This window comes from Streptomyces sp. AK02-01A, from assembly GCF_033795305.1.
In the GTDB taxonomy this organism is placed as follows: domain Bacteria; phylum Actinomycetota; class Actinomycetes; order Streptomycetales; family Streptomycetaceae; genus Streptomyces.
This window is the reverse complement of sequence record NZ_JARBAE010000034.1, coordinates 33511-57901: the sequence shown is the minus strand read 5'-3', so window position 1 is coordinate 57901 and position 24391 is coordinate 33511. Positions and strand designations below refer to the sequence as shown.

Here is a 24391-nt window from a genome sequence, read left to right as displayed (position 1 = left end):
GGACGGTCGCGGACCTACTCGGACGCCCGCACGAACAGTCTCCTGCTCGGAGCCGGCGACCGTGCGCCTTCCGCGATCTTCCGGCGGCCCGGCCCCGGGCCGGTCTCGGCGCCGCGGTCGACGCGGCGATCACGGCGTCCTCCGGCGCCGGGCCGCCGCGCGTACCCTTTCCCTTTTCCGCCACGCACCGTTGAACGGACGACCGTTGACCATCCTCGTCTGGATCCTCGCGATCCTCGCCGCACCCGTTGTTGTCGGTATTGTCTGGCTCGCCTGGACGTTTGTGCGGGAGTTCATCCGTTACTCGCGCGAGGGCGAGCCCCTGGAGCCCGCCGAGTACGTCCTGCCCGCCGAGGCCGCCGCACTGGGCCTGCTGCCGCAGGACCAGCAGAACACCGAGCTCGCCGGTCCGGAGCCCGCCGAGCTCACGACCGCCGTCGCCGCGGCCAAGGCGGGCGACTGGCAGCCGGCCGCCGCGCTGCTCCATGAGACCGGACAGGACTGGGAACGCCGCACGCTGTTCGCCTGGAGGCTGGCCAAGGCCTCGGTCGAGGACGACGGATGGCTCCTGGCCTGGGAGGACGCCCGCCCTGACGACCCTGACGCGGCGGTGGTCCGGACGCGCAGCACCGTGGCGCTGGCCTGGGACATTCGCGGTGCCAAACGCGCCACGTACACGACGGCCGAGCAGTTCGACGGCTTCCACCGCACTCTGGCCCGCTCGCGTGAGCACACCGCCCGCGCCGCGGCACTGGCACCGGACGACCCGACGCCCTACGTCAACGAGATCTGGACAGCACTCGGCCTCAGCTATCCGCACGCCGAGATGGACCGGATCTGGAACGAGATCACGGCCCGCGCGCCGTACCACTACGAGGCACACTTCAGCGCGCTCCAGTACTGGTGTGCCAAATGGCGTGGTTCGGAGCAACTGGCCCATGACTTCGCGGAGCGGGCGGCGGCCGGTGCGCCGCTCGGCAGCCTCCTCACCGCCCTCCCGCTCATCGCCTGGTTCGAGCACCACGACGACGACGCGACGGAGGAGGACTACCGCACCCCCGGACTGATCGCTCTGGTCGACGCCGCCCTCGCGGACACGGCGGCCGCGCCCGCCGATCACCCTCGGCTGGTGGAGGTGCGCCATCTCCTCGCGTATTTCCTGACCATGCAGGACAGGGACGAGGCATCGGTGGAGCAGTTCCTCCTGGTGGACGGCTATATAGGCGGCATGCCGTGGAGCCACCACGGGAGTCCCGCGAAGCGGTACTGCTGGCTGCGTGACCTCACAGTCAAGAACGCGGCGGCGCTGACCGGCTGAGAATCGACAGGACAGGACCGCCGGGGCGCGTACGGCTGGTATCAAGCAGCCACGGCCGGCCTCATCGCCACCTGCCCGATCAGCGAGCTGGAGTGCTCGCCCGCCATTCGCTTCGATATCAGCGACAGCGACCTCGGGCACACGGGATCATGAGCGGATGGATCTCATAGGCATGAGCGAGCGCGAGTACTGGGCCAACGTGGCGAAGCGACCCGGCATGTTTCTCGGTCAGGTCACGCTCGCACGCCTGGAAGCATATGTGGACGGGTACGCCGCCCACGCTCAGCGTCATGGCGGCCCAGGGCTCGATGACTGGCGTCAGTGGCTGGTGGCCCGACGAGGCCGCGAGTGCAGTCACGCATGGCACATCCAGGTCCGCCACCTGGCTCTCCCCGAAGGATCGGACTTCTGGGACCTGTCGGCCGACCAGGAGCAGCACATCATCAAGGTGCTCTTCGCACTACTCGACGAGTTCCTCGCCGAACGGGCAACGGGAGCCCCCACGGTTTGACTTCTCCATGGGAAGCTTCTCGGCCCGCCCTGAGTGCTCCGTCCGGACCGGAGCAAGGAGTACCTGTCCTCGTGGCGGCCCCGGTCGAGCAGTCCTGGCCCTTCTACGCCTCGGCGAGCAGCGGGTCGTACGCGCTTGAGCGCCGGCGGCCCGACATGAACGACAGGAAGTCCTTTACGAACGCGCTGCGTGAGTACCGTTCGTCGGTGCCTGCCACGGTGCGCCGGAACCCGGTCCGGAACAGCGCTCGGTACTCGTCCGCGTCGATGAACTGGTTGCCGTCCGCGTCGGTGACCTCGAAGAGCACCTCGGCGACCCTGATCAGCGCGGGCCCGGCCAACGACGGAACAGCGGCGGCGTATTCCTCCTTGCTGATCCGGCCGTCGCCGTCGGTGTCGAGGGCCGACTGGAGCTCCCTCCACCACTCGGCGTACGCGTGGTAGAGCCTGGTCTCCTCCGGTTCGTCCATATCCAGGCGGGAGGACAACTCCCGTGCCATGGCGGCAAGATCGGGCCAGTCCAGGTAACCGTTCCCGGTCTGGTCCAGCACCGCGTCGAAGAACTCCTCGGCGCTCCGCCGCGGCCCGGTTCCCTCGGCGGGACCAGGCTCCGGATCAGGCCCTACGGGAAAGGGCGTGACCAGCCTGAGCAGCGCGCCGGCTCGCTTCATCCGGCCGCGCAGCGCTGTGATCGTCGCGGCTCGTGGGTCATCGCTGTCGGGAGACAGGTAGAGCAGGCTGGTGAGGCTCTCCGCCTGGATCCAGCCGTCGGGCAGGAAGCGCGCCAGGCCGGTGGCCACGTAGACACTTTGCATCAGCGTCTGAGCACCGGGGATTTCGGGCAGACCCGCCCGCCGACGGAAAGGTTCCGGAAGAGACGCCACGGTGATCGTGCCGATGACCGGGCCGGCAAGCGCGCGGCCGGCCGCCCACACGGTCGGCAGACCGTCCAGCAGAGGCGGCGCCGGGAGATGGTCGAAGAGTTTGTAGAGGATGATGCTCAGCGCCTGCGTGTTCTCCAACTCCGACTGGACCATGTGGTCGTAGTACTGCCAGAACTCCTGGAGCGTGGGCGGCAGGTGGCCGGCTTGATCTCCCAGGACCGCGAGGAATGCCTGGAATTCGGCGTACAGCTCTTCCATCGCGCTCTGCTCAAGCGGCTGTCCGCTCAGTCGGCACATGGTGACGGCGCTCTCGAACAGCGTCGCGACCACCCAGGCACGGACGTGCGGGTCCATCGCGTCATAGGGCCGATTCCGTGCGTCGCTGCCGTTCAGCCGCGCGTGCAGGCGATTGAGCCGCGCCGCCTCCCTCTGCCGCACGTCGTCGTCGGCGCCGAACATGCGCTGCATGCTCAGGAAGGTATTGCGCAGCCGCCGCCAGGGATGTGCCACAAACGTCGAGTTGTCGATCAGGGCCGCGCCGATCTGTGGGTGAGCGGCCTCCAGTACGGTGGCCCGGACCATGGCCAGTGCCCAGCGCGGGTCGTTGAAGAACCGGTGGAACTGCGAGTTCGGGCCGAACAGAGATCCGGGCCGCGCTTCGGGAGTTGGCTGTGCGGCGGCGTCGTCGCGATCAGTGGCACTGGAGGCGGTGCGCCTGGAGTGGCTGCTGCCGGTGTCGGTCACTGGTGAGGTTCTCCGTTCGCCTACGGCGTCACGCCGCCGAAGCGGCGATCGCGTTGCTGGTACGTGTGCAGGCACTCCAGGAAGTGCGGCGCGCGGAAGTCGGGCCAGAGCACCGGTGGGAAAGTCCATTCGGCGTAGGCCACTTGCCAGAGCATGAAGTTGGAGATGCGCTGTTCGCCGGAGGTCCGGATGACGAGATCCACATCGGGTGTGTCGGGAAAGGGCAGATGAGCGGCGAAGTGCCGCTCATCGACGGCATCGGCCGACACACCGCTGCGGATGAGGGACCGGGCCGCCTCGACGATGTCCCTGCGTCCGCCGTGATCGAACGCCACGGTCAGCGTCATGCCTCGGTTCATGCCGGTCAGCGTCATCAGGTCGGCGAAGTCCCGGGCCAGCGCCGCGGGGATCCTCGGGTCGGCCACGCCGAGAAACCGGCAGCGGATGCCGCGTGCGAGCAGCAGCGGTGCGTGTTTGCGTACGACGCGGCGCACCAGTCGCATGAGGAAGTCCACCTCGTTGCCCGGCCGCCGCCAGTTCTCGGTGGAGAACGCGTACAGGCTGAGCCATTCCACGCCCGCCGTCCGCGCCGCCTCGATGACATCGATCACCGTTGCCTCCGCCGCCCGGTGACCCGACGTACGCGGTAACGACCGCCGTGCCGCCCACCGGCCGTTCCCGTCCATCACGCAGGCGACGTGACGCGGCACGCTCCTCTGCCGGCCCTCGGCGGCCTGGCGACGCGCACGCGTATGGGCCTCCGACGAGGCGGAAGCGCCGATAACTCGTTCAACCGTCACACGTGCCCCCCGGCTGTCACCAACAGTCCCCCTCCGCCTCGCGCCCACCGCTCGACCTGGCCCCGCGCCCGCCGGACACCGCCGCGGCGAACCCGGTCGGAAAGCTGTCGAGCCTGCCGGCGAGTGCCGTCCCGCGAACGACGGACCGGCCCGCGTCGCGGCGGATCCGTGCCTCGCCGGCCGCCACGCGGAGGGCCCCTCAGCAGAGTGCCGGTACTTCTTTCCGGGCGCATCGCGATCTCCGCACATTCACCCGCAGTACGTCCGTCCGATTTCACGACCTGGCGCCGCACGGCTTGAGGTCGGGCCATACCGGAGAGATGGAAGGAAAGTGTCCTGTGAGTGAATTCCCGTACAACCGTTCAGCGCTCGCGCAGGTCTTCTCCCACGCGACCGCTCAGTTTCGGGCGAGCGGTTCGTACGCGCACTTCCTGGAGGGGCACCATGAGATCTGCATCAACGGCCCGCCCGCTGCGGCTCGCGGCCGTCGCGGCGTCCGTCGCCGGGCTGTCCTGGGCGCTGGCGGCGGCTCCCGCCGTCGCCGTCGGCCAGGCGGAGCCGGGTCCTGAGCTGGTGTTCGGACAGACCGCTCCGATCGGCGGAGTGCGGCCCGGTGACACGGCCAAGGTGTCGTTCTCGGTCAAGAACAACGGCGCCGGGCCCGCCTCCGGGGTCGCGCTGTTCCTCGACGGTTCGCAGGGGCTGTCCTTCGCCGAGAAGTACTCGAACTGCGTGTACGAGGAGACGCCGGCCCAGGACGAAGGACCCGCGCAGGTCAACGCCGTCTGCGACATCGAGCAGACCCTGGAGCCCGGCGTCGTCTACACGCCCGAGAAGCCTCTGGGCGTCACCCTCCTGGACCGTGCGCTGTACGAACACTTCAGTCTGACCGTCCAGCCGGACGCGCCGACCTTTCCCGACGGCACCCAGCACGGTGGCGGGACGGATCCGGTGCTGCGGCTCGTCCCACAGGACCCGCCGGCCGATCCCGGCGCCGTCTACGGCTACGAGCGGCTCGACGTCGGCATCACCGCGCGGAACACCGCGGACTTCGCGCTCTCCGGAGCGGACGTCCAAGGCAAGGCCGGCGACACCGTCAGCGCGGAGGTGACCTTCGCCAACAAGGGACCGGCCTGGGTCGCCAATGATGTCGGCTCGCCCATCGGTGTCTTCGATGTCGGGATCCCGGCCGGCACCACGGTCACCGCGGCCCCGGAATTCTGCCTTCCGGTCGGTTCCGACGGCAAGACCCTCCAGAAGGCGGCCGGCGCCTCCGTCTATCGCTGCACGACGCCGTACACCTACGCCGACGAGGACAGCCGGCGCTCCTATCCCTTCCGGCTGCGGATCGACAAGGCCGTCGCGAACGCCACCGGCAAGGTGGCGTTCGTCAAGGGCGATCACCGTTGGGGAACGCTGCCGTTCGACAAGAATCCGGCGAACAACACGGCGGCCATAGTCGTCAACGCGTCCGGCGAAGGTCCCGGCACGGACGGTGGTACGGAGTCTCCCGGCGGCGGCCCGGCCGGCGGCGCACAAGGCGGCACACAGAGCCCCGGTCCCGAGCGCCCCGGCACTCAGGACGGCGCGCTGGCCGACACCGGGACCGACAGCACGCTGCTCGTCGGAGGAACGGCCGCCGCGGCCCTCCTGGCGGCCGGCGCGGCCCTCCTCATGTCGCCGCGACGGCCGAGGCGGTCTTCGGCGCGCTGATCAACCGGCGCGCTGATCAACCGGCTCACGGGACACGCCGGCCCGCCGCACGACCCGGCGCGCGCTCACCGGCCACACCATCGGCACGGCGCGTGACTGAGCAACTACCCTGCGTCAGATATCCTGCTGGATCATCAGCACGTGAAGGGACAGCTCAGTGAAGCGAATTCGCATCATCCTCGCCGCGCTCGGTCTCACCGTCGGCTTGGCGACGGCCCCCACCGCGAACGCCGCCGCGCGGCAGGAGGAACGGCCGGCGGCGGCCCGGCACGCGCCCTGTACCGGGGAGTTCGACGGCGACGCGCGGCTCGGGCCCCAGTGGCTGCCGAGAGAGCGGCTGGCCCCGGTGGGTCCGCTGCTGAAGGGATACCAGCGGACCGGAAAGCTGTCGCCGGCCGCCTTCCTGAAGAAGTACTGGGAAGGACCAGCCGACTCGGGCGGCTGGAAGTACCCGCCCAATGACGGGTTCGGCGAGGTCAACGGCTCGGTGGACAAGGAGCCGACAAAGCTGCGCACCGGCGAGCGGCTGGACCGCTTCGGCTCCGAGTACGGCGGATATCTGGCTCCGGCCGGCGACGCGTACGCAGAGCGGGCGCTGCCGCCGCAGAATCTCAACACCCGTGACACGGCGACGCCTTGCGACTATCACGTCTATCAGGTGACCAAGCCGTTCTGGGTGTGGCAGGGCGGCATCGCTCCCTGGTTCGAGCAGCCCGGCAAAGGACGGCAGATCAAACTCGACCCGGTCTTCCTGGAGCCCGGCCAGGGGCAGCGGCTGAACGTGAAGTGGCTGCTGGAGCACGACTACCTCAAGTCCGTCGCGTAACGGCCGTCGCTCAGAGCACCCATGGACCGCCTCGAACTGCGTGCCGCGCTGATCGCGGCGGGAGTGGCCGACGGCTACTACCGCATCCAGGACGTCCACGAACCGGTCCCCACACCACCCGACTTCCTGTTTCTGCGAAGGACCCGGGGGGCGTGGGAGACCGGAGCGTACGAACGCGGCCTGTACCAGGTCATCGCCCGGCACACGAGCGAGTCCGCGGCCTGCGCGCATCTGCTGCGGCTGCTCACCTGAGGTCCACCGCCGCCTCGCGTCCGCTTCGTGGTGCGGCGACGGCGGCAGGATCAGCGCACGGTCACATCCGCAACCACCGGCCTCGACGCCGTGCGCGACGGCGTCTCCGGTGAGCGGTGCGGACGCCGTACGCAGCGGCTCCTCGATGCGGGCCGCGAGCCGCTCCGCCGGGACGGGACGGTGTCCGTGCACGGGATCGGGAATTCACCGTCTCCCGGGCCCTGTTCAGGCTGTCCACCGTCTCCGGAATGGAATCCGGTAATCGGAGTCGCCGGAAACGCGAGGCATTTCTTCGGCGATTCTCGAAAGGCCCCTCGCACTGCGGCTCGTGAGTGGTGAGGCACATGTCCCGGGCAGTTCCGGAACGGACGCTCGCGGTGGGACGAAGGCCGGAGACAACGGGAGGCCGGGCTTCCACTCGTACCCGCGGCGCCGGGGCTCGGACCGCAACTCCCCCGGCGCCGCGTGAAGTTCCTGGATCACGGAGACCGGAAGGCGTACGGCATATCCCGGCACGGTCACGGTTCCGCGAACATCTTCTGCACCACGGGGCGGTGCGGCAGACTCGGTATCACGTTCTCAGTGCGGAACTCAGGCCGGGGGAGGCTCACTTGGTGACGCGCGCGGATTTCGGAAGACGACGGCACCATGCGACCACACCGCACTTGATCGAAATGCTGGACGCGCTCTTCCAGGGATTCCGCAGACGAAATCCGATGGCGCTGCCCGAGTTCGTGCTGCACGCCGAGTCCGGCACGGTGACCGCGGACGACGATGTCGAAGGCATCCTCTTCGAGCTGGGCGAAGAGCTCAGAACACGAGGCGTGCCGTTCGCACTGGTGAAGTCCACACCTCAGGACAGCGATCTCAGACCCCGGGTCCGGGCTCTGCACATGGTGCAGGAACTCGGCGGCAAGAGGCCCGAGAACGGACGGGAACCGTGTATCGAAGCCGACCCGTGGAAGGGCGGCGGCCGCCAGTACGGCCACTACACGTTTCCGCGCAGCAAACTCCTCTCGACCATCGAGGATGTGGTCAAGGAGCAGAACGGCCAGGCCGATCCGGCGGAATCGCTGAGAGAGCTGAACAGCAGAGGCTGGCGTCCCACCGGCACCCACTGGGCCTCGCGTCTGCGCGACGCCGCCAAGGACGCGTCCAAGACACTGCCCGCGCTGCTGATCGCCGTCGTCGCCGTGCTGATCGCGGACCGGCCCTGGTACGTGACGCTCGGCGTGGTGGCGGCCGTGCTGGCCGCGGTGGTCACACTGAGCGTCCTGCCCGGCAAGGCACCGGTCTTCCTCGGTCTGCGCCGTGAGATCCGCTGGTTCCTCGGCACCACCTATCTCAACCAGGGCCCGAGGGCGGAACGGAGCGAAGGCCGTACCTGGCGGCTGCTCCATCTCTGGCCGCCCGGCTCAATCCGCCAGCGGCTCGGCGCCGTCATGCCCGACATCCGGGACAGCGGCCTGCTGGACAACGCGGAGCCGACCGCGGCGAACGAAGACGCCCAGCGCAGGCACCTTCAGCTCCGTGTGCACGCGCTGCGGGAGGATCTGCGCGACGCCCACTCCGCCTGGGCACCGGATCTGCGCGGCCGTAAACGCCCGACGCCGCCGGTGCTGATGCTGCCGGGAGCCGACACGGACAACGGCCGTGTCGAACTGATCAAGGCGATCAGCGACATACGGAGCATCCGCAGCGAACTCGATCCGTTGCTGGTGATCGCCGCGGTCCGGCAGGCGAATATCGGCGATCTCCATCGCAGCGTCACCGCCCGGCGATCAGCCGGTTCCTTTCCCCGGTCGGTCGCGGAGCTTCCCGACTGGTACGCCGACTGGAACCGGAGCCGGCGAGTGAACCAGTCGCCGAGCCTGGAGGGCAGCACTCTGCCCTGGGTACTGAGAGTGCCGCTGCCCGACGCGTTGCTGCGCCAACCGGACCTCGGAGTGGGCAGCCTGCGCCGGACGACACTCTCGCCGGGCAGACCGCGGTGGACCTGGCTCTGGTCCCTGCCGGCCCTGGTCCTGCTGCTCGTCGCCGCCGGGCTGGGCGCCGGGCTGCGTGACGCCGAACTGGGCAAGGAATACTGCGTGGGCGGCCTCGGCGGGACGAACCGCGACTCCGAGCGCGTGCCCGTCGGGGACAGCGCGGACACGGAGTGCGTGGGCGTCGCGACCGGCACGGTCACCTTCCCGGTGGCGCGGGAGGTCCAGGGACTCATCCGGCAGGCCAACGAGGCCATTGGCGACGCCGATTACGTGACGATCGTCTACGCGGGGCCGCTGTCCGGCCCGACCGGAGAACTCGTCAAAGGTGTCGAGGAATTGCGTGGCGCCTATCTCGCACAGGTCGCACGCAACGAGGAATCTCCGGTCAAGCTGCGGATACTGGTGGCCAACGGCGGCGCGGACATGTACAGCCAGCGCATCATGGCCCGGCATGTCGTCGACCTCGCGGGCAGGGACACGTCGATTGTCGGCGTGGTCGGACTGGGCCGGGACATGACCGACAGCGACAAGGTCCAGGAGATGTTCCGGGAGGCCGAACTTCCCGTGGTTTCCAGCACCAATTCCGGCACGTTCCTCGCCCAGTACCCCAATTTCTTCGGCCTGGCCGCGACCGACAAATGGCAGAATGATCAACTCGCGCTTGTCGCGCGGCAGTTGTCGGCGAAGCCGAGCGAGGAACGGGCCGTCGTCCTGGCCCGTGATCCCGGGAAGAGCCACGATCGCTACACCCGGGAGCAGAAGAAGTTCGGCCGGCGGATGCTGGAGGCCGCCCGCTACCAGGTGGAGGTTCTGCCGGACTACGACCTTGAGAACGGCAAACCCGTTCTCGACTCTCAGATCGCGGACATCTGCCGCGGCGGAGACGCACCGCTGGCCGTCTATTTCGCGGGCCGGTCCGAGGACGTCACACCGCTGATGAACGGCATCACCGCCACTCCCGGCTGCGACGACCAGCCGATCGCGGTGCTGGCCGGCGACGACCTGTCCAAAGCGGGCTTCGCCACCAAGCAGAGCCGTGTCGCGGGAAATGTCACGCTCTACCACCTCACCCTGACCGCGCTGAAACAGTCCGCGAATGGCTCGGTCTTCTACGACCGGCTGGCCAACGTCCCGGCGGAGGCGATCAAGGACTTCGGTCTGAGCCCCGACGAGACACATGAGTCCGAGAGGCTGGCCGACGGCCAGACGGCGCTCACGCACGACGCGGTGGAGGTGCTGTACCGGGCGGCCACGCTCGACGGAAAGCCGCGCGGCCGGGCGGAGGCATGGGCCAACCTCCGGCGGACGGACGTGACCGGGCTCGCCACCGGGCGGATCAACTTCACCGTGGCACACCTCGACGGGACCCGCGACGGCTACGCGGTCTCGCTGGTGAAGGTCGCGAATCCGGGCTCGGGAGACTACGAACGGACGGTGCTCTGCTCCCGGGCGTCGGGCGACACCAGGCGACTGACCGTGCGGGAGTGCCCCGTTGAGCCCATCGGCTGAGCGGTCGGGCCGCCTCCGCTGAGCTGTTCGCAACCGCCGCCGTCCTGGTCCGGGCGGCGGCCGGCCGATCCGGCGCCCACGCGGCGCGGCGCGCGCTCCGGCGGTTGGAACGCGCGCCGGAGCGAAGATCACATGTGCGGCAAGATGTCAGCGCACACCGGTCCACGACATGGCGGCGAACTCCTCCCTCTTCCGTTCCCGCTGGTGTGCCCGCACATCCCAGGAACGAACAGGTGATGAAGTGACGACCCAGCAGGCCCGCTTCCGGGCGCCGATCTACGCCTCCGGCGGACCGGAAGCCCACCGGCCGGAGCGCGCGACCCGGTCCGGCGCACCCTCCTCGGCGTGGACCCGTACGTGTGGAGACAGCCGGTGAACCGGGCACTCACCCTGCACGACCTGCTCATCGCCGGCGCCGCGGTGCTGGTCGGTCTCGCGGGCGGGCTGGTACTGAGAATCGCACTGCGGTGGCTGGGAGAACGCGCCACCCAGACGCGGTGGAGCGGCGACGACATCATCGTCACGGCCCTGCGCACGCTGGTCCCCTGGGCGGCGCTGGCCATCGGCGTCTCGGCGGCGGCCGCGGCACTGCCGCTGACCTCGACGGTCGGGCACAACGTCAATCAGGTCCTGATCGCGCTTCTCATACTCTCCGCCACCTTCTCCGCGGCCCGTACGGTCGCCGAGCTTGTGCGGTCCGTGACACTGTCCCGGGCGGCGGTGGCCGGATCGGCGACCATCTTCGTCAACATCACCCGTGTCACCGTGCTGGCGATCGGCATCCTGGTCCTCTTGCAGACCCTGGGCATATCGGTCGCCCCGCTGCTCACCGCACTGGGTGTGGGCGGACTGGCCGTCGCTCTGGCCCTGCAGGACACGCTGGCCAACCTGTTCGCCGGTGTGCACATCCTGGTGTCGAAGACCGTGCAGCCCGGCGACTACATACGGCTCAGCAGCGGCGAGGACGGCTATGTCGTCGACATCAACTGGCGCAACACCGTGGTGCGCCAGCTTTCCGACAATCTGGTGATCATCCCGAACTCCAAGCTCGCGAGCACCATCATGACCAACTACCACCGTCCGGAACAGCAGATGTCGCTGCTGATCCAGGTCTCGGTGGCCTACAGCAGCGACCTCGACCAGGTGGAGCGGGTGACGGCCGAGGTCGCGCAAAAGGTCATGGCCGAGGTGGAGGGCGGCGTGCCCGACCATGTACCGGCCGTCCGCTTCCACACATTCACGGAGTCCGGCGTCGGCTTCACGGTGATCCTGCGCGTGCTGGAGTTCGGCGACCAGTACCTGATCAAGCACAACTTCATCAAGCGCCTGCACGAGCGTTACCGGACCGAGGGAATCGAGATTCCCGTACCGGGACGGACCGTTGTCGTACGTCACCAGGACGAGGCACCGCTGCCGCGGCAGCGTACGGAGACGGCCGATCGCGCGCCCAGGCTGAGCGCGAAGATCGACTAAGGGCTGTCCGGTGTCGCGAGGGGCGGTGCGCGCACCGTCCCTCGCGGCGTTCGCGGCCTCGGCTCGACGCACGGCGGTCCGGAATTCGGTGGCATTAGTCGTACGATACGAATGTCACGCATATTGGCATGACCTCTAAACATTCCGCGCCAGGACCAGGACGCGGTGTGTTCGTTTTACTCATTCTTGGTTTTCTGTAAATGTGTTCCCGTCAACGCATCGCGTCTGGACTCGCGATCGGTGCGAGTTCTGCATTGAGGGAGAACCATGCACTACGGCAACGCCTTGCGAGAAGCGATTGAATCTCCTCGCACAACACCTCTCATCGGCATCTACGACATGTACTCGGCATCCATCGCGGCCCAGCACTACAACGGATTCTTCGTCTCCGGATTCGGCTTCGCCGCATCACATTACGGACTTCCCGACATCGGCTTCATCGCCTGGCCGGACATGGTCGCCTTTGCGGAGCGGCTGCGCCTCGCCTTCCCTCGGCATCACATGCTCGTGGACATCGACGACGGCTATGTGGATCCGGAGGTCGCGTGCCATGTCGTACAGCGGCTGGAGCGCGCCGGAGCCTCAGGCGTGATCCTGGAGGACCAGAAGCGACCGCGCCGCTGCGGTCATGCGGACGGCAAGCTGATCCTGCCGCTCGACGAGTACCTGGAGAAGCTCAACCTGGTGCTGAGCAGCAGGCGGGACATGGTCGTGGTGGCGCGTACGGACGCCACCGAGGAGGCGGAGATCGTACGGCGGGCCGCCGCACTGGCACAGACCGACGCGGATGTCGTCCTCGTCGACGGCGTGCGAAGCGTGGAATGGATTCGCAAGATCCGTTCGGTCATCGGCGACAAGCCGCTGCTGTTCAATCAGATCGCGGGCGGAAAGTCACCGAGACTTTCACTCTCCGAGCTCTCGGAGCTGGAAGTCGATATCGCCATCTACAGCACACCGTGCCTTTTCGCCGCACACGGAGCGATCGACGGCGCGCTGGCCGATCTGAAATTGGCCGACGGCCGGCTGCCGGATACGCGGCAGACCGGAGCCATTGGCGTAAAGGGATCGACGGAACTGCTGGAGAAAAACATCAGCAGACACCACCAAAGCCACCGGCCGGTCTCGGTGTGACCACGATTTCCCTATCGTGTCATCTCATCTCTTTCGGTCCGGAATGGGCCGGCATCGCCAGGTGAAAAAGGGATCCCGTTTTATGCGGGCGCCCACGACGGGCGTCGTCGTCGCGGCGGCGGGTCTGCTGTGCGGCGCGGGCGTCGCACAGGCCGCCGCGACGGCCACGTCCAGGAGCTCCCAGGACGACGAACCGGAGTCGTCGAAATCCACGGCCGGTCCGCATGTCGGCCTGCTGGTGATCGACAACTCCTCCGCCGACTCCTGGCTGGAAGTCGACCGCACGCTCAACACACTGGTCGGCGGCAAGGGCACGGCGGGCAGCGACCACGACGGAGGCGGCGGCGCCGTCGACGTACGGACCGGCGATGTCTCCGGTTCCGGGCCGGACGCCGCCGGCGGCTGGATCGGGCAGCTCGGCCACCCGCCGGAGCGGGCCGGAAACGGTGATTGACATGACGTCAGTGTCCTGGCCGACCTCCTGGCCGGGCCGCCTGAGGAGAGCGGTCGATCCCTATGTCGCCGCTCTCCTCGGCACGGTCGCGCTCGCGGCGCTCCTGCCCGCGACCGGCCGGGCGGCCGTGACCGTCGACAGCGCCGCCGACATCGCCATCGGTCTGCTCTTCTTCCTCTACGGAGCGCGGCTCTCCACCCGTGAGGCGGTGGACGGCCTGCGGCAGTGGAAACTCCACCTCGTGGTGGCGGCGAGTACCTTCGCGCTCTTCCCGCTGCTGGGCCTGGCGGCGGGCGGACTTGTGCCGTTCCTGCTCACCGACCAGCTCTACACCGGTCTTCTCTTTCTCTGTGTCGTCCCGTCCACCGTCCAGTCGTCGATCGCCCTCACCTCCACCGCCCGGGGCAATGTCCCGGCCGCCATCTGCGCCGGGACGTACTCCAGCCTGTTCGGTATGGTCGCGACTCCGCTGCTCGCGGCCTGGCTGATCGGCTCCACCGTCAGCTTCTCGACCGACGGAGTACTGGCCGTCGCAGGCCAGTTGCTACTTCCGTTCTTCGCCGGGCAGTCGCTGCGCCGCTGGATCGCGGGCCTCATCGGCCGGCACCGGAAGGCGGTCGGCGTCCTGGACCGGTTCTCCATCCTTCTCGTCGTCTACACGGCCTTCAGCGGAGGCATGACGGAAGGCGTCTGGCGGCAGGTCACTCCGGCACGGCTGCTCGCCCTGCTGGTCCTGGCCGGAGCGCTGCTGGCGCTGGCTCTCGGGACGACCTCGTTCGCGGCCCGGCGGCTCGGGTTCAGCCGTGCGGACCGCGTGGCCATCGTCTTCTGCGGCTCGAACAAGAGCCTCGCGACAGGGCTGCCCATGGCCGCGGTGCTGTTCGGCGAATCGGCCGGCCCGGTGATCCTTCCGCTGATGCTCTTCCATCAGACGCAGTTGATGGTGTGCGCGGTGATCGCGGCCCGGTGGGCCCGTGAGCCGCGGGAGGCCGCGCCCGCTCCCGGGCCACGCCTCCGGCGGCGCACAGAAGGCGAGTTGATCGCACGCGCCTCGCGTTCGGGTCCGGAGGTGTCGTAGAGCCCGCCGGGGCCCGCCCGCGTCAGCGCCGTACCCGATCCGCCGTCTCGGCGGCCGCTTCTCCGCAGGTCAGAAGGTCCGGACCGGTCGACGGTCCGGACCTTCACGCTCTCTCCGGGAGCGTCTCGCGCCGGGAATGCGCGGGTACGGGCGCCATCGCGCCTTCCAGACGAACGACTGTGCGATGTGCCGCAGGTGGCACACCATCTGGCGGTCCCTGGCGAACCCTGGCGAATGGTCCGACGCGGGCCGACGGCTCCCTGACGCGCGATAAGTTGCCAGGAAATCGGCTCCGTCCTGCCTGAGCGCCCTGCTCCCACAGCAGGGCCCCGACCCAGTCGGGTACGACAAGAGACAGGAGTCGACCAATGGTGCGACCGAAGGAACGAGGGCGACGTCGCCGGCGCCGCCCGCGACGGGACTGGGTGCAGTTGGCGGCCCTCGTCCTGCCTCTGGTCACCGCCATCGCGGGGTGTGTCCAGAAGCTGATCTGACGCACTGACGGCGAACCGGACGGCCTGGCCGGGCATGAGTGAGCCCGGCCGCCTGATAGTCGGCCGGGCTCACGCCGCCCCGCGCCCGAGCCCGGCTCCGGCCACCACCGGAGCCGGGCTTCGCGTGCTGCGCGGGCAGATCAGATGTGGCGCCCCGTCCACGTGACACGCGCGCTCCGCACGCCTCGATGGACGACACTCACTGTACTCATCACCTGTCCGGAGGACCCCTTGACCGCAGGTCAGAGAGGTAGCGCGGGACACTGGCGAACCATGGCGAGAGGTGGGCGATACGCCGCTGCGGCGCGCTTCCGCGCCGGTCAGAGCCCGGTGGGGGTGGCGAACGCTGGCGAATTCACACCATCCAGGTGACGCATGGACACCGCCTCCGCGATACCGCTCCGAGCAGGCCGCGGAGCGCCCGCGCTCAGCCCTCGGCCTGGCGCTTTCCTCCCTCGGGCGGCCAGCGGTTCACCGACACCTCGGGCGCGAGCTGGTCCACCACGCTCGCCAGCTCCTCGCACGCCTCCTCGACCTTTCTGCGGATGTTCTTCTGCTCGGTGACGACCGCGGCCAGCAGCAGCCCGGTCAGCGCCGAGCATCCGTTGAGCGCCTGGAGGCTGAACATGACCTCGAAGAGGCTGTGCTCGGCGAACGGCCCCACGCGATCGGTCGCCGCCACGATGGCCAGTACGGACACCAGCAGCACACACGGCGCGCTCCCCGCGAACTCGAAGCGCAGTGCGGCCCAGATGATCAGCGGGAAGACAAGGAACAGCAGCGAGACGGAACTCCTGGTCGCCACCAGGGTGATGGCGACGGACGAGACCGCCAGAGCCGCCGCCTCTCCCCAGCGGTGCAGGTCCCGTGGCAGCCGCGCCCGGCGCAGGACGAGCAGCAGCGGTGTGACCACGAGTACACCCATGGCGTCGCCCGTCCACCACGCCGCCCAGACCGGCCAGAATCCCTCCAGCCGCAACCGTCCGCTGACCACCATCATCCAGGTCCCGAGGGTCGAGCTGATCAGCATCCCGGCCAGGGCGCCGAGGAACACCAGCGCCAGACCGTCCCGCAGGCGGGCCAGGTCGGGCCGGAAGCCGACGCGGCGGAGCAGCCAGAGGGAGCACAGCGGAGCGAGGGTGTTTCCCGCGAGGATGCCGAGGTCGCCGAGGCGCAGCGGGCCGACCGTCGCGATGCTGAGGAGCGTGCCGAGGGTGATGCCCGGCCAGACGCCGACACCGAGCCACAGCAGGCAGCTCAGCGCGACACCCGTGGACGGCCACAGCGGTGTGACGACCGCACCCTCCAGCACGACTTCCCTGATCAGGCCGATCTGTCCGGTCGCGTAGTAGGCGACGGTGACAGCGAGGATCCGCAGAACGGCTACGGAGAGATGTCGTATTTTTTCCTCGGTGCGCACCACAGCAGCCATGAGACAACGTCATCCGGCCCGCGCGGGCCATGACACGCACTGCCGCCGCCGGTGCGTCACCCGTTCCCGTCCGGCAGGGCCGGCGCCGCCGCATGACACAGGACGAGCACGGCCGCGTCGTCCGAGTGTCCGGTCAGCTCGGCCACCTTCATCACCTCGGTGGCCAGCTCGCCCGGCCCGGTACCGGCGACGGCTCCGGCGCGGATCAGCCGCGCCACCCGCGCCAGTCCCTCCTCGATCGGGAAGGACGGCCCTTCGACCACACCGTCCGTGAGCAGGACGAACACTCCCGCCGTCGTCAGCCGGCGCCGGGTCACCGGATACGCCTCTCCCGGCAGGATGCCCAGCGGCAGGCCGCCGGGGACCTCGGCGATGCCGTACTGGCCGTCGGCCGTGGCCCAGACCGCGGCGACATGGCCGGCGCGGGCGATCTGCAGCTCCCAGGAGACCGGGTCGAAGCGGAGAAACGTACAGGTCGCGAAGAGCACGGAGTCCACCGACAGCAGCAGGTCATTGGCCCGGCCCAGCACCTCGCCCGGGTCGGCGGCGGGACTGGCCACCGCCCGCATGCCGATACGGATCTGTCCCATGAACGCGGCCGCCTCGGCGTCGTGCCCCTGCACATCACCTATGGAGAACCCGAGAGCGCCGTCGGGCAGCGGGAACCCGTCGTACCAGTCGCCGCCGATGGCCAGGCCGTGCTGCGCGGGAGAGTACCGGGCGGCGGCCCGCAGTCCCGGCACCGTCGGGAGCGCGGCGGGAAGCATCTCGCGCTGCAGCGCCACAGCCAGCTCCACCCGGGCCTGCTGCAGCTCGGCACCTTCCCGCGCTCGTGCGGTGAGCTGCCCGAGCGTACTCAGCAGATCGTCGGCACTCGCCGACTGTGCGGGACGACGACGTCGGGTCATGGACCACTCCGAAGTACGTCCATTCACGGACCACCGCGAGGGCGTCCTCGCGGCAGCATCGGTCGGGCGGTCCACCACACGCCACTGACCTGGCCGGAATCCCTTGTCGACCGGCTTCTCCGGCCCCGGCCGGTACGTGTTGGCGGACTGCCCGCCCATCCTATTTGCGGGTCAGGACTTCCGCTGGGTGAGAAGGAAGCCTGTCCTCCGGCCGGACCGGTGAACAGGCTTCCGGTCAGAGCGCCCCGGTGATCAGTGGGATTCCGATCCGCTCACGGCCGCTTCTCCCACGCGCGGCTCGGCCGGGATCCGTGCGGACGGGCCGGACTTCGTCCGGGCGCCCGGGATGGCGAGCACCACCAGCGCGGCCAGCAGCGCCACGCCGGAGCCGATCATGAAGGTGGTACGGAAACCGGCCTCGGACGGGATCGTGACCGGGCCCAGGTCGGTGGTCATGTGCGCCAGCACCACACCCATGACCGCGCTCGCGGTGGAGGTGCCGATGGCGCGCATCAGGCTGTTGAGGCCATTGGCCGCCGCGCCTTCGGAGGCGGGAACCGCGCTCATGATCAGAGCCGGCATGGCGGCGTAGGCGAAGCCGACACCCGCGCTGATCACCGCCGCGAAGGCGAGCACTCCCCAGGCGCTGCCCATCAGGGCGAGCGCGACGCCGTAACCGACGGCGATGATCAGCGCGCCGACCAGCAGGGAAATCTTGGGACCGCGGGCCGCCGAGAGCTTGGCCGCGAAGGGCGAGACGGCCATCATCACCAGTCCGGCGGGAGCCATCCACAGGCCCGCCGAGAGCATGGACTGGCCGAGGCCGTATCCCGTGGCACTCGGCAGTTGCAGAAGCTGCGGAGCGACCAGCGACATCGCGTACATCGCGAAACCGATCACGACGGACGCGAGGTTGGTCATCAGGATGGGCCGCCGGGCGCTGGTGCGCAGGTCGACGAGCGGGGCCGGATGCCGTAGTTCCCAGCCGCCCCACAGCAGCAGGATCACGGCCGACACGGCGAACAGGCCCAGCGTGGTCCCGCTCGTCCAGCCCCAGTCGCTGCCCTTGGAGACGGGCAGCAGCAGCGAGATCAGTCCGGCGGAGAGAGCGAGCGCGCCGATCACATCGAAGCGGCCACCGGCGCTGACGTTGGATTCGGGCACGAATCGCATGATCAGCAGACCGACCACGAGTCCCAGCCCCGCCGAGCCCCAGAACAGCACATGCCAGTCGGCGCCCTGCGCCACGGCGGCCGATACGGGCAGGCCGAGCGCGCCGCCCACACCGAGCGAGGAACTCATGACGGCCATGGCCGAGCCGAGCCGCTCCGGCGGAAGGACGTCACGCATGATGCTGATACCGAGCGGGATCACTCCCATGCCGAAGCCCTGGAGGGCCCGGCCGGTCACCACGGGCGCCAGCGAGTCGGCGGGTGCGCACACCAGTGAGCCGATGACCAGCAGTGCGGTGCTGATCAGCAGCATGCGGCGCTTGCCGTAGAGATCGCCGAGCCGGCCGACGACCGGAGTGGCGACGGCGCCGCCCAGGAGGCATTGGACGCCGAGGTGTGCAGGAGCTGCGGCAGGTCCGGGATCAGCGGGACGACCAGCGTCTGCATCACGGAGACCGTGATGCCCGCGGCGGCCAGCACCGCGACGATGACACCGCTGACATTGCTGACACCGCTGCGTGACCCGGGAGAAGCGGCGGTGCTCATGTGGTCTCCAGTCGGCCTATGAGGTTATGCATCATGCACACAGTATGCATGGGGCACGAAATGTGCACCATGCATATCTGCCAGGTAGAATGTCAACGCGCCATATCGAAGAGGAGGCAGCGGTCATGGAGCGGGAAATCGCCGCGATCGAGCGCGAGCTGAGACTGGTGGGCCGCCACGCCACCATGGGTACCGACCACTTCCCTCCCGGGGACCGGCTGGAGCGCAGCGCACATCTGCTGCTCAGCCGGATCGAGATTGACGGGCCTCTGTCGATCGGACAGCTCGCCGACGCCTTCGGCCTCGACACCTCGACCGTCAACCGGCAGACCGCCGCGGTGCTGCGCGCGGACCTGGCCGAGCGGATCCCGGATCCGGACGGCGGAATGGCCAGAAAGATCCGCATCACCAAGGAGGGTCTGCGCCGGCTCCACGCCAACCGCGTCTGGGCCGTCAACGGCCTCGGCACCGTGCTGGCCGACTGGACGGCGGACGAGATCGCCACGCTCGCGCACGCGCTGCTGCGGTACAACACCACCATCGAGGCGATGGAGGGCCGGCCCTGGCCACGGCCCGGCGACGCCCTGGCTCCGCCCGAGGGCCCGGCTCCGCCCGAAGACCTGTGCGCACCGGAGCTGCACGGCGCACCGGAGCTGCACGAAGAGGAGCGCGGCCGGTAGCGCGAAAGCCCGGCTGTCCGTCCTCCAGGCCGAGCATGGCGGGCAGGTCGCGCACGGCGGGCGCGCGTCAGCTCGACGCGGACCGCGAGGAGGCAGGCGGCGAGGAGGCGCCACTCAGCGCTCAGCCCGAGCGTGCCTCCTCGCCCGTAGGTCAGCGGCGTACCTCCGCCGCGAACGGCACGGAGACCGGCGCGCTCGCCGCCGTGGCCGCCGGATGGGTCCACAGTCCCGCCTCGGACAACAGAGGCAGTACGCCCTCGCCGAACCAGTAGGCCTCCTCCACATGAGGATGACCGGACATGATGAACTCGTCGATCCCGAGCTGGTGGTATTCGGCTATACGTTCCGCCACTTCGGTATGGCTGCCCACCAGGGCAGTGCCCGCGCCTCCACGGACCAGACCGATACCGGCCCACAGATTCGGAGAGATCTCCAGGCCGTCGGTGGATCCGCCGTGCAGGGCCAGCATCCGCCGCTGTCCCTCGGACTCGCTGCGGGCCAGGCCCGTCTGTACGGCCCGGATCGCCTCCTCGGAGAAGCCGTCCAGCAGCCGGCGCGCCTCGGCCCACGCCTGGTCGGCGGTGTCTCGGGCGATCACATGCAGCCGGATGCCGAACCGTACGGTCCTGCCCTCCTTGGCCGCCAGCTCACGGATCCACTTGATCTTCTCGGCGACCTGGGCCGGAGGTTCGCCCCAGGTCAGATACACATCGCTGTACCGGGCGGCGACCTCGCCGGCGGCCGGCGAGGAGCCGCCGAAATACACCGGCGGCACCGGATCCGGGACCCTGGCCAGCCGCGCGTCCTCCACCCGCAGATGCTCGCCGTCCAGCGTCACCGACTCGCCACGCCACAGGTCACGGACGATGGAGAGGAACTCTCCGGTCCGCGCGTAGCGGGCGTCCTTGTCCAGGAAGTCGCCGTACGCGCGCTGCTCATGGCTCTCGCCGCCGGTGACCACATTGAGCAGCAGGCGCCCGGGTGCGTGGCGCTGGAAGGTGGCGGCCATCTGGGCCGCCAGCGTCGGCGACACGAAACCGGGCCGGAAGGCGACCAGGAACTTCAACCGCTCGGTCTCGCGCGCCAGCATGGCGGTGGTCAGCCAGGCGTCCTCGCACCAGGCGCCGGTGGGCGTGAGCGCGCCCTCGAAACCCAGTTGTTCGGCCGCGCGGCCGATCTGGGTGAGATAGCCGAGGTCGGCGGGACGCTGCCCACCGGCGGCACCGGCCGGCAGGCCATGACCGCCGCCGACGACATGGCGGCTGTCACCATAAGTAGGAAGGAACCAATGGAAGGTGAGGCTCACTGAACTCTCCAGGGGATGTGGCACAGGAGTGGCGGAAGTGGCTGGTGGGAGTGGCGGTCAGAGCAGACCGTGGCGCGGCGGGCGCGTACCGGTCAGCACATAGCGGCCGATGTGCTGCACCTTCCAGCGGACCGGGTCGTGCAGCGTGTGCGTCCGCGCGTCCCGCCAGTACCGGTGCAGATTGAGGCTGTCCAGGGCCGCGCGCGTACCCGCCACCTCGAACAGCGCACTGCTCGTCTCCACCGCCGCCGTCGCCGCCTGCACCTTCGCGGCGGCCACGGCGATCGAGGCTTCGGCGGCGGTGTCGTCGGTCAGTTCCGCCGCGGCCGTGTCCACGGCACGCGCGGCCGCGGCGAGCAGCGCGTCCGCCGCCCTGACCGCCAGCGAGAGCTCACCGAACCGCTGGATGAGCAGCGGATCCTCGGCCGCGGTGTCATAGCCGCTCTCGAACCAGGGACGGCTCTTCGTACGGACGAATTCGGCCGCCTCCGTGAGCGCCGCGGACGCGATCCCGGCGTCGATGGCCGCGTGCAGCAACTGGGCCAGCGCGCCGTGCAGTTGAGGTCCTTCGAAGGTGAGGTGGTGCGGTACGACACGGTCGGCGGGCACCTCGACATCGTCCAGCCGCACGGTCCCGCTGGCGGTGGTGCGCTGTCCCATGCCGTCCCAGTCGTCCACCACCGTCACGCCCGGCGCGTCCCTCGGTATGTACGCGACATGCAGCGCGTCCTCGGCGGCCCGGGCCAGGACGGGAATCCAGTCGGCGAACAGCGCTCCGGTGGAGTAGTGCTTCTCGCCGGTCAGCCGGTACGCGCCTGCCGGCGTCGGGCTCAGCCTGGTGCGGATGTCCTGTACATGCTTGGTGCCCTTCTCCGACTGCGCGTTTCCGAAGCGCCGCCCGGCCAGCACCTCGGCAAAGAAGAACTTCTGCTGCGCCGGTGTGCCCTGCCCGCGCAGCACATTCATATAGACGAAGTGGCTCTGCGGAATCTGGGCGAGGCTGGCGTCACCGGTGGCCAGCAGCCGGAAGACCTCGGCGAGCACCCGGGCCGGGACATCGGCGCCGCCATGGGCGCGGGGCACGGTGATACCGAGCAGGCCGGTGGCCGAGAGCCGGTCCAGTTCGGTACGCGGCAGGGCGCGCTCCGCGTCCCGCCGCGCGGCGCCCGCCCGGAAGACCTCGGCCAGTTCGGCGGCCACGGCGAGCGCTTCGGCCTCGTCGGCGATCACATGGGCCGGCGAAGCGGCGGATTCGGGTGCGGTCACGGTAGGGCCTCCGGGCAGGGAATCAACGGGAAGGAAAGGAATCAACAGCGGCCGGCGCCCGTCCGGCGCATGGCGCGTCAGACGGAGCGGAGAAGGTCAGGCGGCCACACTCGGCGCGTGGACCGGCAGCAGCGCCAGCGAAAACTGGTCGACCACATGATCGAGCGCCTCCTGTGAACCGGGTTCCACGGTCACTCCTCCCTCTTCCAGCACGGTGATGTGCCGGTCGAGGACAAACCAGCCCTGGACAATATGCGCCGCGCCCATGGAGGACAGCACCGGCCGTAGCGCGTAGTCGATCGCCAGCACATGTGCGGTGCTCCCACCGGTGGCCAGCGGCAGTACGGTCTTGCCTGCCAGGGCGTACTGCGGCAGCAGATCCAGCAGGGACTTCAGCAGACCGGAGTACGCGGCCTTGTAGACCGGAGTGCCGATGACGACGCCGTCGGCCTGCTCGAACAGCCGCCTGGCCTCGACGATCGCGGGATCGGCGAAATCGGCGCCGAGCAGGGCCTCGGCGGGCAGCGTCCGTACATCGAGAGGAATCACCCGATGGCCCTGGGCGGTGAGCCGGCCGTCAAGATGCCGGAGCAGCCGTGCCGTACGGGAGACAGGGGACGGGCTGCCGGAGACGGAAAGGATCGTGGCCATGCGGAATCACCTCGGGATCCGTTGGTACGAGTACGGGAGGACGAGCGACGGGAAGGCGAGCGGAAGAGACGGGAAGCACGACACCGGCGGTCAGGCCCGGGCCGCGGTCGCCTCGCTCTCCTGCGGAAGCCGCGCCTCCAGCTCGCGGACCAGCGGCAGCACCCGCTTGCCGAAGTACTCGACCTCCTCCAGGTAGTGCAGGAAACCGAGGAGGAACAGATCCACACCGAGCCGCTTGTACGCCACGATCCGCTCGGCGATCTGTTCCGGCGTACCGATCAGACCGGTCCGGAAGCCGTCGTTGTACTGGACGAGATCCTCGAACGACGAGTCCTGCCACATGCCCTTGCCGTCGGCCGCCGACCTGCCGGCCTGCCGCACCGCCGAGCCGAATCCGTGCACCGCCTCGGTGTCCGCCTTCGCCACGATCTCGCGCAGCACCTCGCGCGCCTCGGCCTCCGTGTCCCGGGCGATCAGAAAGCCGTTGAGTCCGAAGCGGACCCGCCGGCCGGCGTCGGCCGCGGCGGCCCGGACGTCTCCGATCTGCTCCGTCACACCGTCGAAGTCCTTGCCATTGCTGAAGTACCAGTCCGAGACCCGGCCGGCCATCGCACGGGCCGCGGTGGAATTGCCGCCCTGGAAGATCTCCGGATGCGGGCGTTCCGGCGTGTTGAGCGGCTTGGGCTTCAGCGAGAAATCCCTGATCCGGTAGAAGTCTCCGGCCAGTTCGGCGTGGTCCTCGGTCCAGATCGAGCGCAGTGCCCGGATGAACTCCTCCGAGCGCCGGTACCTCTCGTCGTGCTCCAGCCAGGGCTCGCCCAGCGCCGTGAACTCGGCCTTGAACCAGCCGCTCACGACGTTCACCGCGAACCGGCCCTTCGACAGCCGGTCGGCGGTGGCGCCCAGTTTGGCCAGCACGCCGGGGTGCCACAGCCCGGGATGGACGGCGGCGATGACCTTGAGCCGCTCGGTGGCGAGCAGCAGGGCCAGGCTGAAACTGGTCGACTCGTGCTGGTACTCGGCGCCGTAGCTCGCCATGTAGCGGACCTGGCTGAGCGCGTACTCGAAGCCGTTGTTCTCGGCGAGCACCGCCAGTTCACGGTTGTAGTCGTACTCCCAGTCGGTGCGCTGTTCGATCGTGCTGGTGACCAGGCCACCGCTGACGTTGGGGACCCAATAAGCGAAACGGAGCGGCTCCACGCGGAACGGGACGGACATCGGGAACTCCCGGTGGGTGAAAGGATGCGGGACCGTTG

Annotated in this window: 20 protein-coding genes and 1 pseudogene; 12 read left to right on the top strand and 9 right to left on the bottom strand. The window is 69.2% G+C overall.

Going from position 1 to position 24391, the window contains the following annotated elements:
* The first annotated feature begins 205 nt into the window (after positions 1-205).
* Together PV679_RS26540 and PV679_RS26535 are read left to right on the top strand one after the other, a co-directional pair.
* The gene (locus PV679_RS26540; protein WP_319682918.1) at positions 206-1318 is read left to right on the top strand and encodes a hypothetical protein; all 1113 of its coding nucleotides are present in this window, start codon (positions 206-208) and stop codon (positions 1316-1318) included.
* Between the two features lie 172 nt (positions 1319-1490).
* Entirely contained in the window at positions 1491-1829 is a 339-nt protein-coding gene (locus PV679_RS26535; protein WP_319682917.1) for a hypothetical protein, read from the top strand.
* A gap of 103 nt (positions 1830-1932) precedes the next feature.
* Here the strand turns inward: PV679_RS26535 and PV679_RS26530 are convergent, their stop codons facing one another.
* Entirely contained in the window at positions 1933-3354 is a 1422-nt protein-coding gene (locus PV679_RS26530) for an oxygenase MpaB family protein (RefSeq protein ID WP_319682937.1), read from the bottom strand.
* A 122-nt stretch (positions 3355-3476) separates the two neighbouring features.
* Entirely contained in the window at positions 3477-4142 is a 666-nt protein-coding gene (uppS, locus tag PV679_RS26525; protein ID WP_416069806.1) for a polyprenyl diphosphate synthase, read from the bottom strand.
* Between the two features lie 558 nt (positions 4143-4700).
* On the opposite strand from uppS, the gene PV679_RS26520 reads away from it, so the two are divergent.
* From PV679_RS26520 to PV679_RS26480, 9 genes are all read left to right on the top strand, one after another.
* Complete coding sequence (locus PV679_RS26520) at positions 4701-5969, top strand: hypothetical protein (protein ID WP_319682915.1); 1269 nt, start codon at positions 4701-4703, stop codon at positions 5967-5969.
* 157 nt (positions 5970-6126) lie between these two features.
* On the top strand, positions 6127-6795 hold the full coding sequence (locus PV679_RS26515; protein WP_319682914.1) for a TNT domain-containing protein: 669 nt from the start codon (positions 6127-6129) through the stop codon (positions 6793-6795).
* 21 nt (positions 6796-6816) lie between these two features.
* Complete coding sequence (locus PV679_RS26510; protein WP_319682913.1) at positions 6817-7047, top strand: hypothetical protein; 231 nt, start codon at positions 6817-6819, stop codon at positions 7045-7047.
* A 665-nt stretch (positions 7048-7712) separates the two neighbouring features.
* On the top strand, positions 7713-10544 hold the full coding sequence (locus PV679_RS26505; protein WP_319682912.1) for an ABC transporter substrate-binding protein: 2832 nt from the start codon (positions 7713-7715) through the stop codon (positions 10542-10544).
* A 372-nt stretch (positions 10545-10916) separates the two neighbouring features.
* On the top strand, positions 10917-12017 hold the full coding sequence (locus PV679_RS26500; protein ID WP_319682911.1) for a mechanosensitive ion channel family protein: 1101 nt from the start codon (positions 10917-10919) through the stop codon (positions 12015-12017).
* A 267-nt stretch (positions 12018-12284) separates the two neighbouring features.
* Positions 12285-13148 carry an isocitrate lyase/PEP mutase family protein gene (locus PV679_RS26495; protein ID WP_319682910.1) on the top strand — a complete coding sequence of 288 codons (864 nt, stop codon included), beginning with the start codon at positions 12285-12287 and terminating at the stop codon, positions 13146-13148.
* Positions 13149-13230: 82 nt separating this feature from the next.
* A complete protein-coding gene (locus tag PV679_RS26490; RefSeq protein ID WP_319682909.1) occupies positions 13231-13602 on the top strand; it encodes a hypothetical protein in 372 nt (123 codons plus the stop codon).
* A 1-nt stretch (position 13603) separates the two neighbouring features.
* Positions 13604-14680: a bile acid:sodium symporter family protein gene (locus PV679_RS26485; protein ID WP_319682908.1), complete on the top strand. Its 1077-nt coding sequence runs from the start codon at positions 13604-13606 to the stop codon at positions 14678-14680.
* Positions 14681-15048: 368 nt separating this feature from the next.
* Positions 15049-15174, top strand: a complete 126-nt coding sequence (locus PV679_RS26480; RefSeq protein ID WP_319682907.1) for a hypothetical protein — start codon at positions 15049-15051, stop codon at positions 15172-15174.
* A gap of 427 nt (positions 15175-15601) precedes the next feature.
* Here PV679_RS26480 and PV679_RS26475 read toward each other — a convergent pair whose 3' ends face one another.
* The 3 genes and pseudogenes from PV679_RS26475 to PV679_RS26465 all read right to left on the bottom strand — a co-directional run bounded on the left by PV679_RS26475 (position 15602) and on the right by PV679_RS26465 (position 19232).
* On the bottom strand, positions 15602-16597 hold the full coding sequence (locus PV679_RS26475) for an MASE1 domain-containing protein (RefSeq protein ID WP_319682936.1): 996 nt from the start codon (positions 16595-16597) through the stop codon (positions 15602-15604).
* 65 nt (positions 16598-16662) lie between these two features.
* Complete coding sequence (locus PV679_RS26470; protein ID WP_319682906.1) at positions 16663-17514, bottom strand: PP2C family protein-serine/threonine phosphatase; 852 nt, start codon at positions 17512-17514, stop codon at positions 16663-16665.
* 252 nt (positions 17515-17766) lie between these two features.
* Positions 17767-19232, bottom strand: a pseudogene (locus PV679_RS26465) (MFS transporter).
* A gap of 125 nt (positions 19233-19357) precedes the next feature.
* On the opposite strand from PV679_RS26465, the gene PV679_RS26460 reads away from it, so the two are divergent.
* Entirely contained in the window at positions 19358-19912 is a 555-nt protein-coding gene (locus PV679_RS26460; protein WP_319682905.1) for a MarR family winged helix-turn-helix transcriptional regulator, read from the top strand.
* A gap of 151 nt (positions 19913-20063) precedes the next feature.
* Here the strand turns inward: PV679_RS26460 and PV679_RS26455 are convergent, their stop codons facing one another.
* The 4 genes from PV679_RS26455 to sfnG all read right to left on the bottom strand — a co-directional run bounded on the left by PV679_RS26455 (position 20064) and on the right by sfnG (position 24353).
* Entirely contained in the window at positions 20064-21218 is a 1155-nt protein-coding gene (locus PV679_RS26455) for an LLM class flavin-dependent oxidoreductase (RefSeq protein WP_319682904.1), read from the bottom strand.
* Positions 21219-21275: 57 nt separating this feature from the next.
* The gene (locus PV679_RS26450) at positions 21276-22484 is read right to left on the bottom strand and encodes an SfnB family sulfur acquisition oxidoreductase (RefSeq protein WP_319682903.1); all 1209 of its coding nucleotides are present in this window, start codon (positions 22482-22484) and stop codon (positions 21276-21278) included.
* 96 nt (positions 22485-22580) lie between these two features.
* Complete coding sequence (ssuE, locus tag PV679_RS26445) at positions 22581-23135, bottom strand: NADPH-dependent FMN reductase (RefSeq protein ID WP_319682902.1); 555 nt, start codon at positions 23133-23135, stop codon at positions 22581-22583.
* Positions 23136-23225: 90 nt separating this feature from the next.
* Positions 23226-24353, bottom strand: coding sequence for a dimethylsulfone monooxygenase SfnG (gene sfnG, locus PV679_RS26440; RefSeq protein ID WP_319682901.1), 1128 nt, complete (start codon positions 24351-24353; stop codon positions 23226-23228).
* Positions 24354-24391 lie beyond the last annotated feature (38 nt).

Excerpts from the sequence above, each read along its gene's own strand:
- PV679_RS26535 (WP_319682917.1), top strand. The coding sequence starts at position 1,491 with ATGAGCGAGCGCGAGTACTGGGCCAACGTGGCGAAGCGACCCGGCATG.
- PV679_RS26485 (WP_319682908.1), top strand. The coding sequence starts at position 13,604 with ATGACGTCAGTGTCCTGGCCGACCTCCTGGCCGGGCCGCCTGAGGAGA.
- PV679_RS26510 (WP_319682913.1), top strand. The coding sequence starts at position 6,817 with ATGGACCGCCTCGAACTGCGTGCCGCGCTGATCGCGGCGGGAGTGGCC.
- PV679_RS26480 (WP_319682907.1), top strand. The coding sequence starts at position 15,049 with ATGGTGCGACCGAAGGAACGAGGGCGACGTCGCCGGCGCCGCCCGCGA.
- PV679_RS26470 (WP_319682906.1), bottom strand. The coding sequence starts at position 17,514 with ATGACCCGACGTCGTCGTCCCGCACAGTCGGCGAGTGCCGACGATCTG.
- PV679_RS26495 (WP_319682910.1), top strand. The coding sequence starts at position 12,285 with ATGCACTACGGCAACGCCTTGCGAGAAGCGATTGAATCTCCTCGCACA.
- PV679_RS26520 (WP_319682915.1), top strand. The coding sequence starts at position 4,701 with ATGAGATCTGCATCAACGGCCCGCCCGCTGCGGCTCGCGGCCGTCGCG.
- PV679_RS26460 (WP_319682905.1), top strand. The coding sequence starts at position 19,358 with ATGGAGCGGGAAATCGCCGCGATCGAGCGCGAGCTGAGACTGGTGGGC.
- ssuE (WP_319682902.1), bottom strand. The coding sequence starts at position 23,135 with ATGGCCACGATCCTTTCCGTCTCCGGCAGCCCGTCCCCTGTCTCCCGT.
- uppS (WP_416069806.1), bottom strand. The coding sequence starts at position 4,142 with ATGGACGGGAACGGCCGGTGGGCGGCACGGCGGTCGTTACCGCGTACG.
- sfnG (WP_319682901.1), bottom strand. The coding sequence starts at position 24,353 with ATGTCCGTCCCGTTCCGCGTGGAGCCGCTCCGTTTCGCTTATTGGGTC.
- PV679_RS26490 (WP_319682909.1), top strand. The coding sequence starts at position 13,231 with ATGCGGGCGCCCACGACGGGCGTCGTCGTCGCGGCGGCGGGTCTGCTG.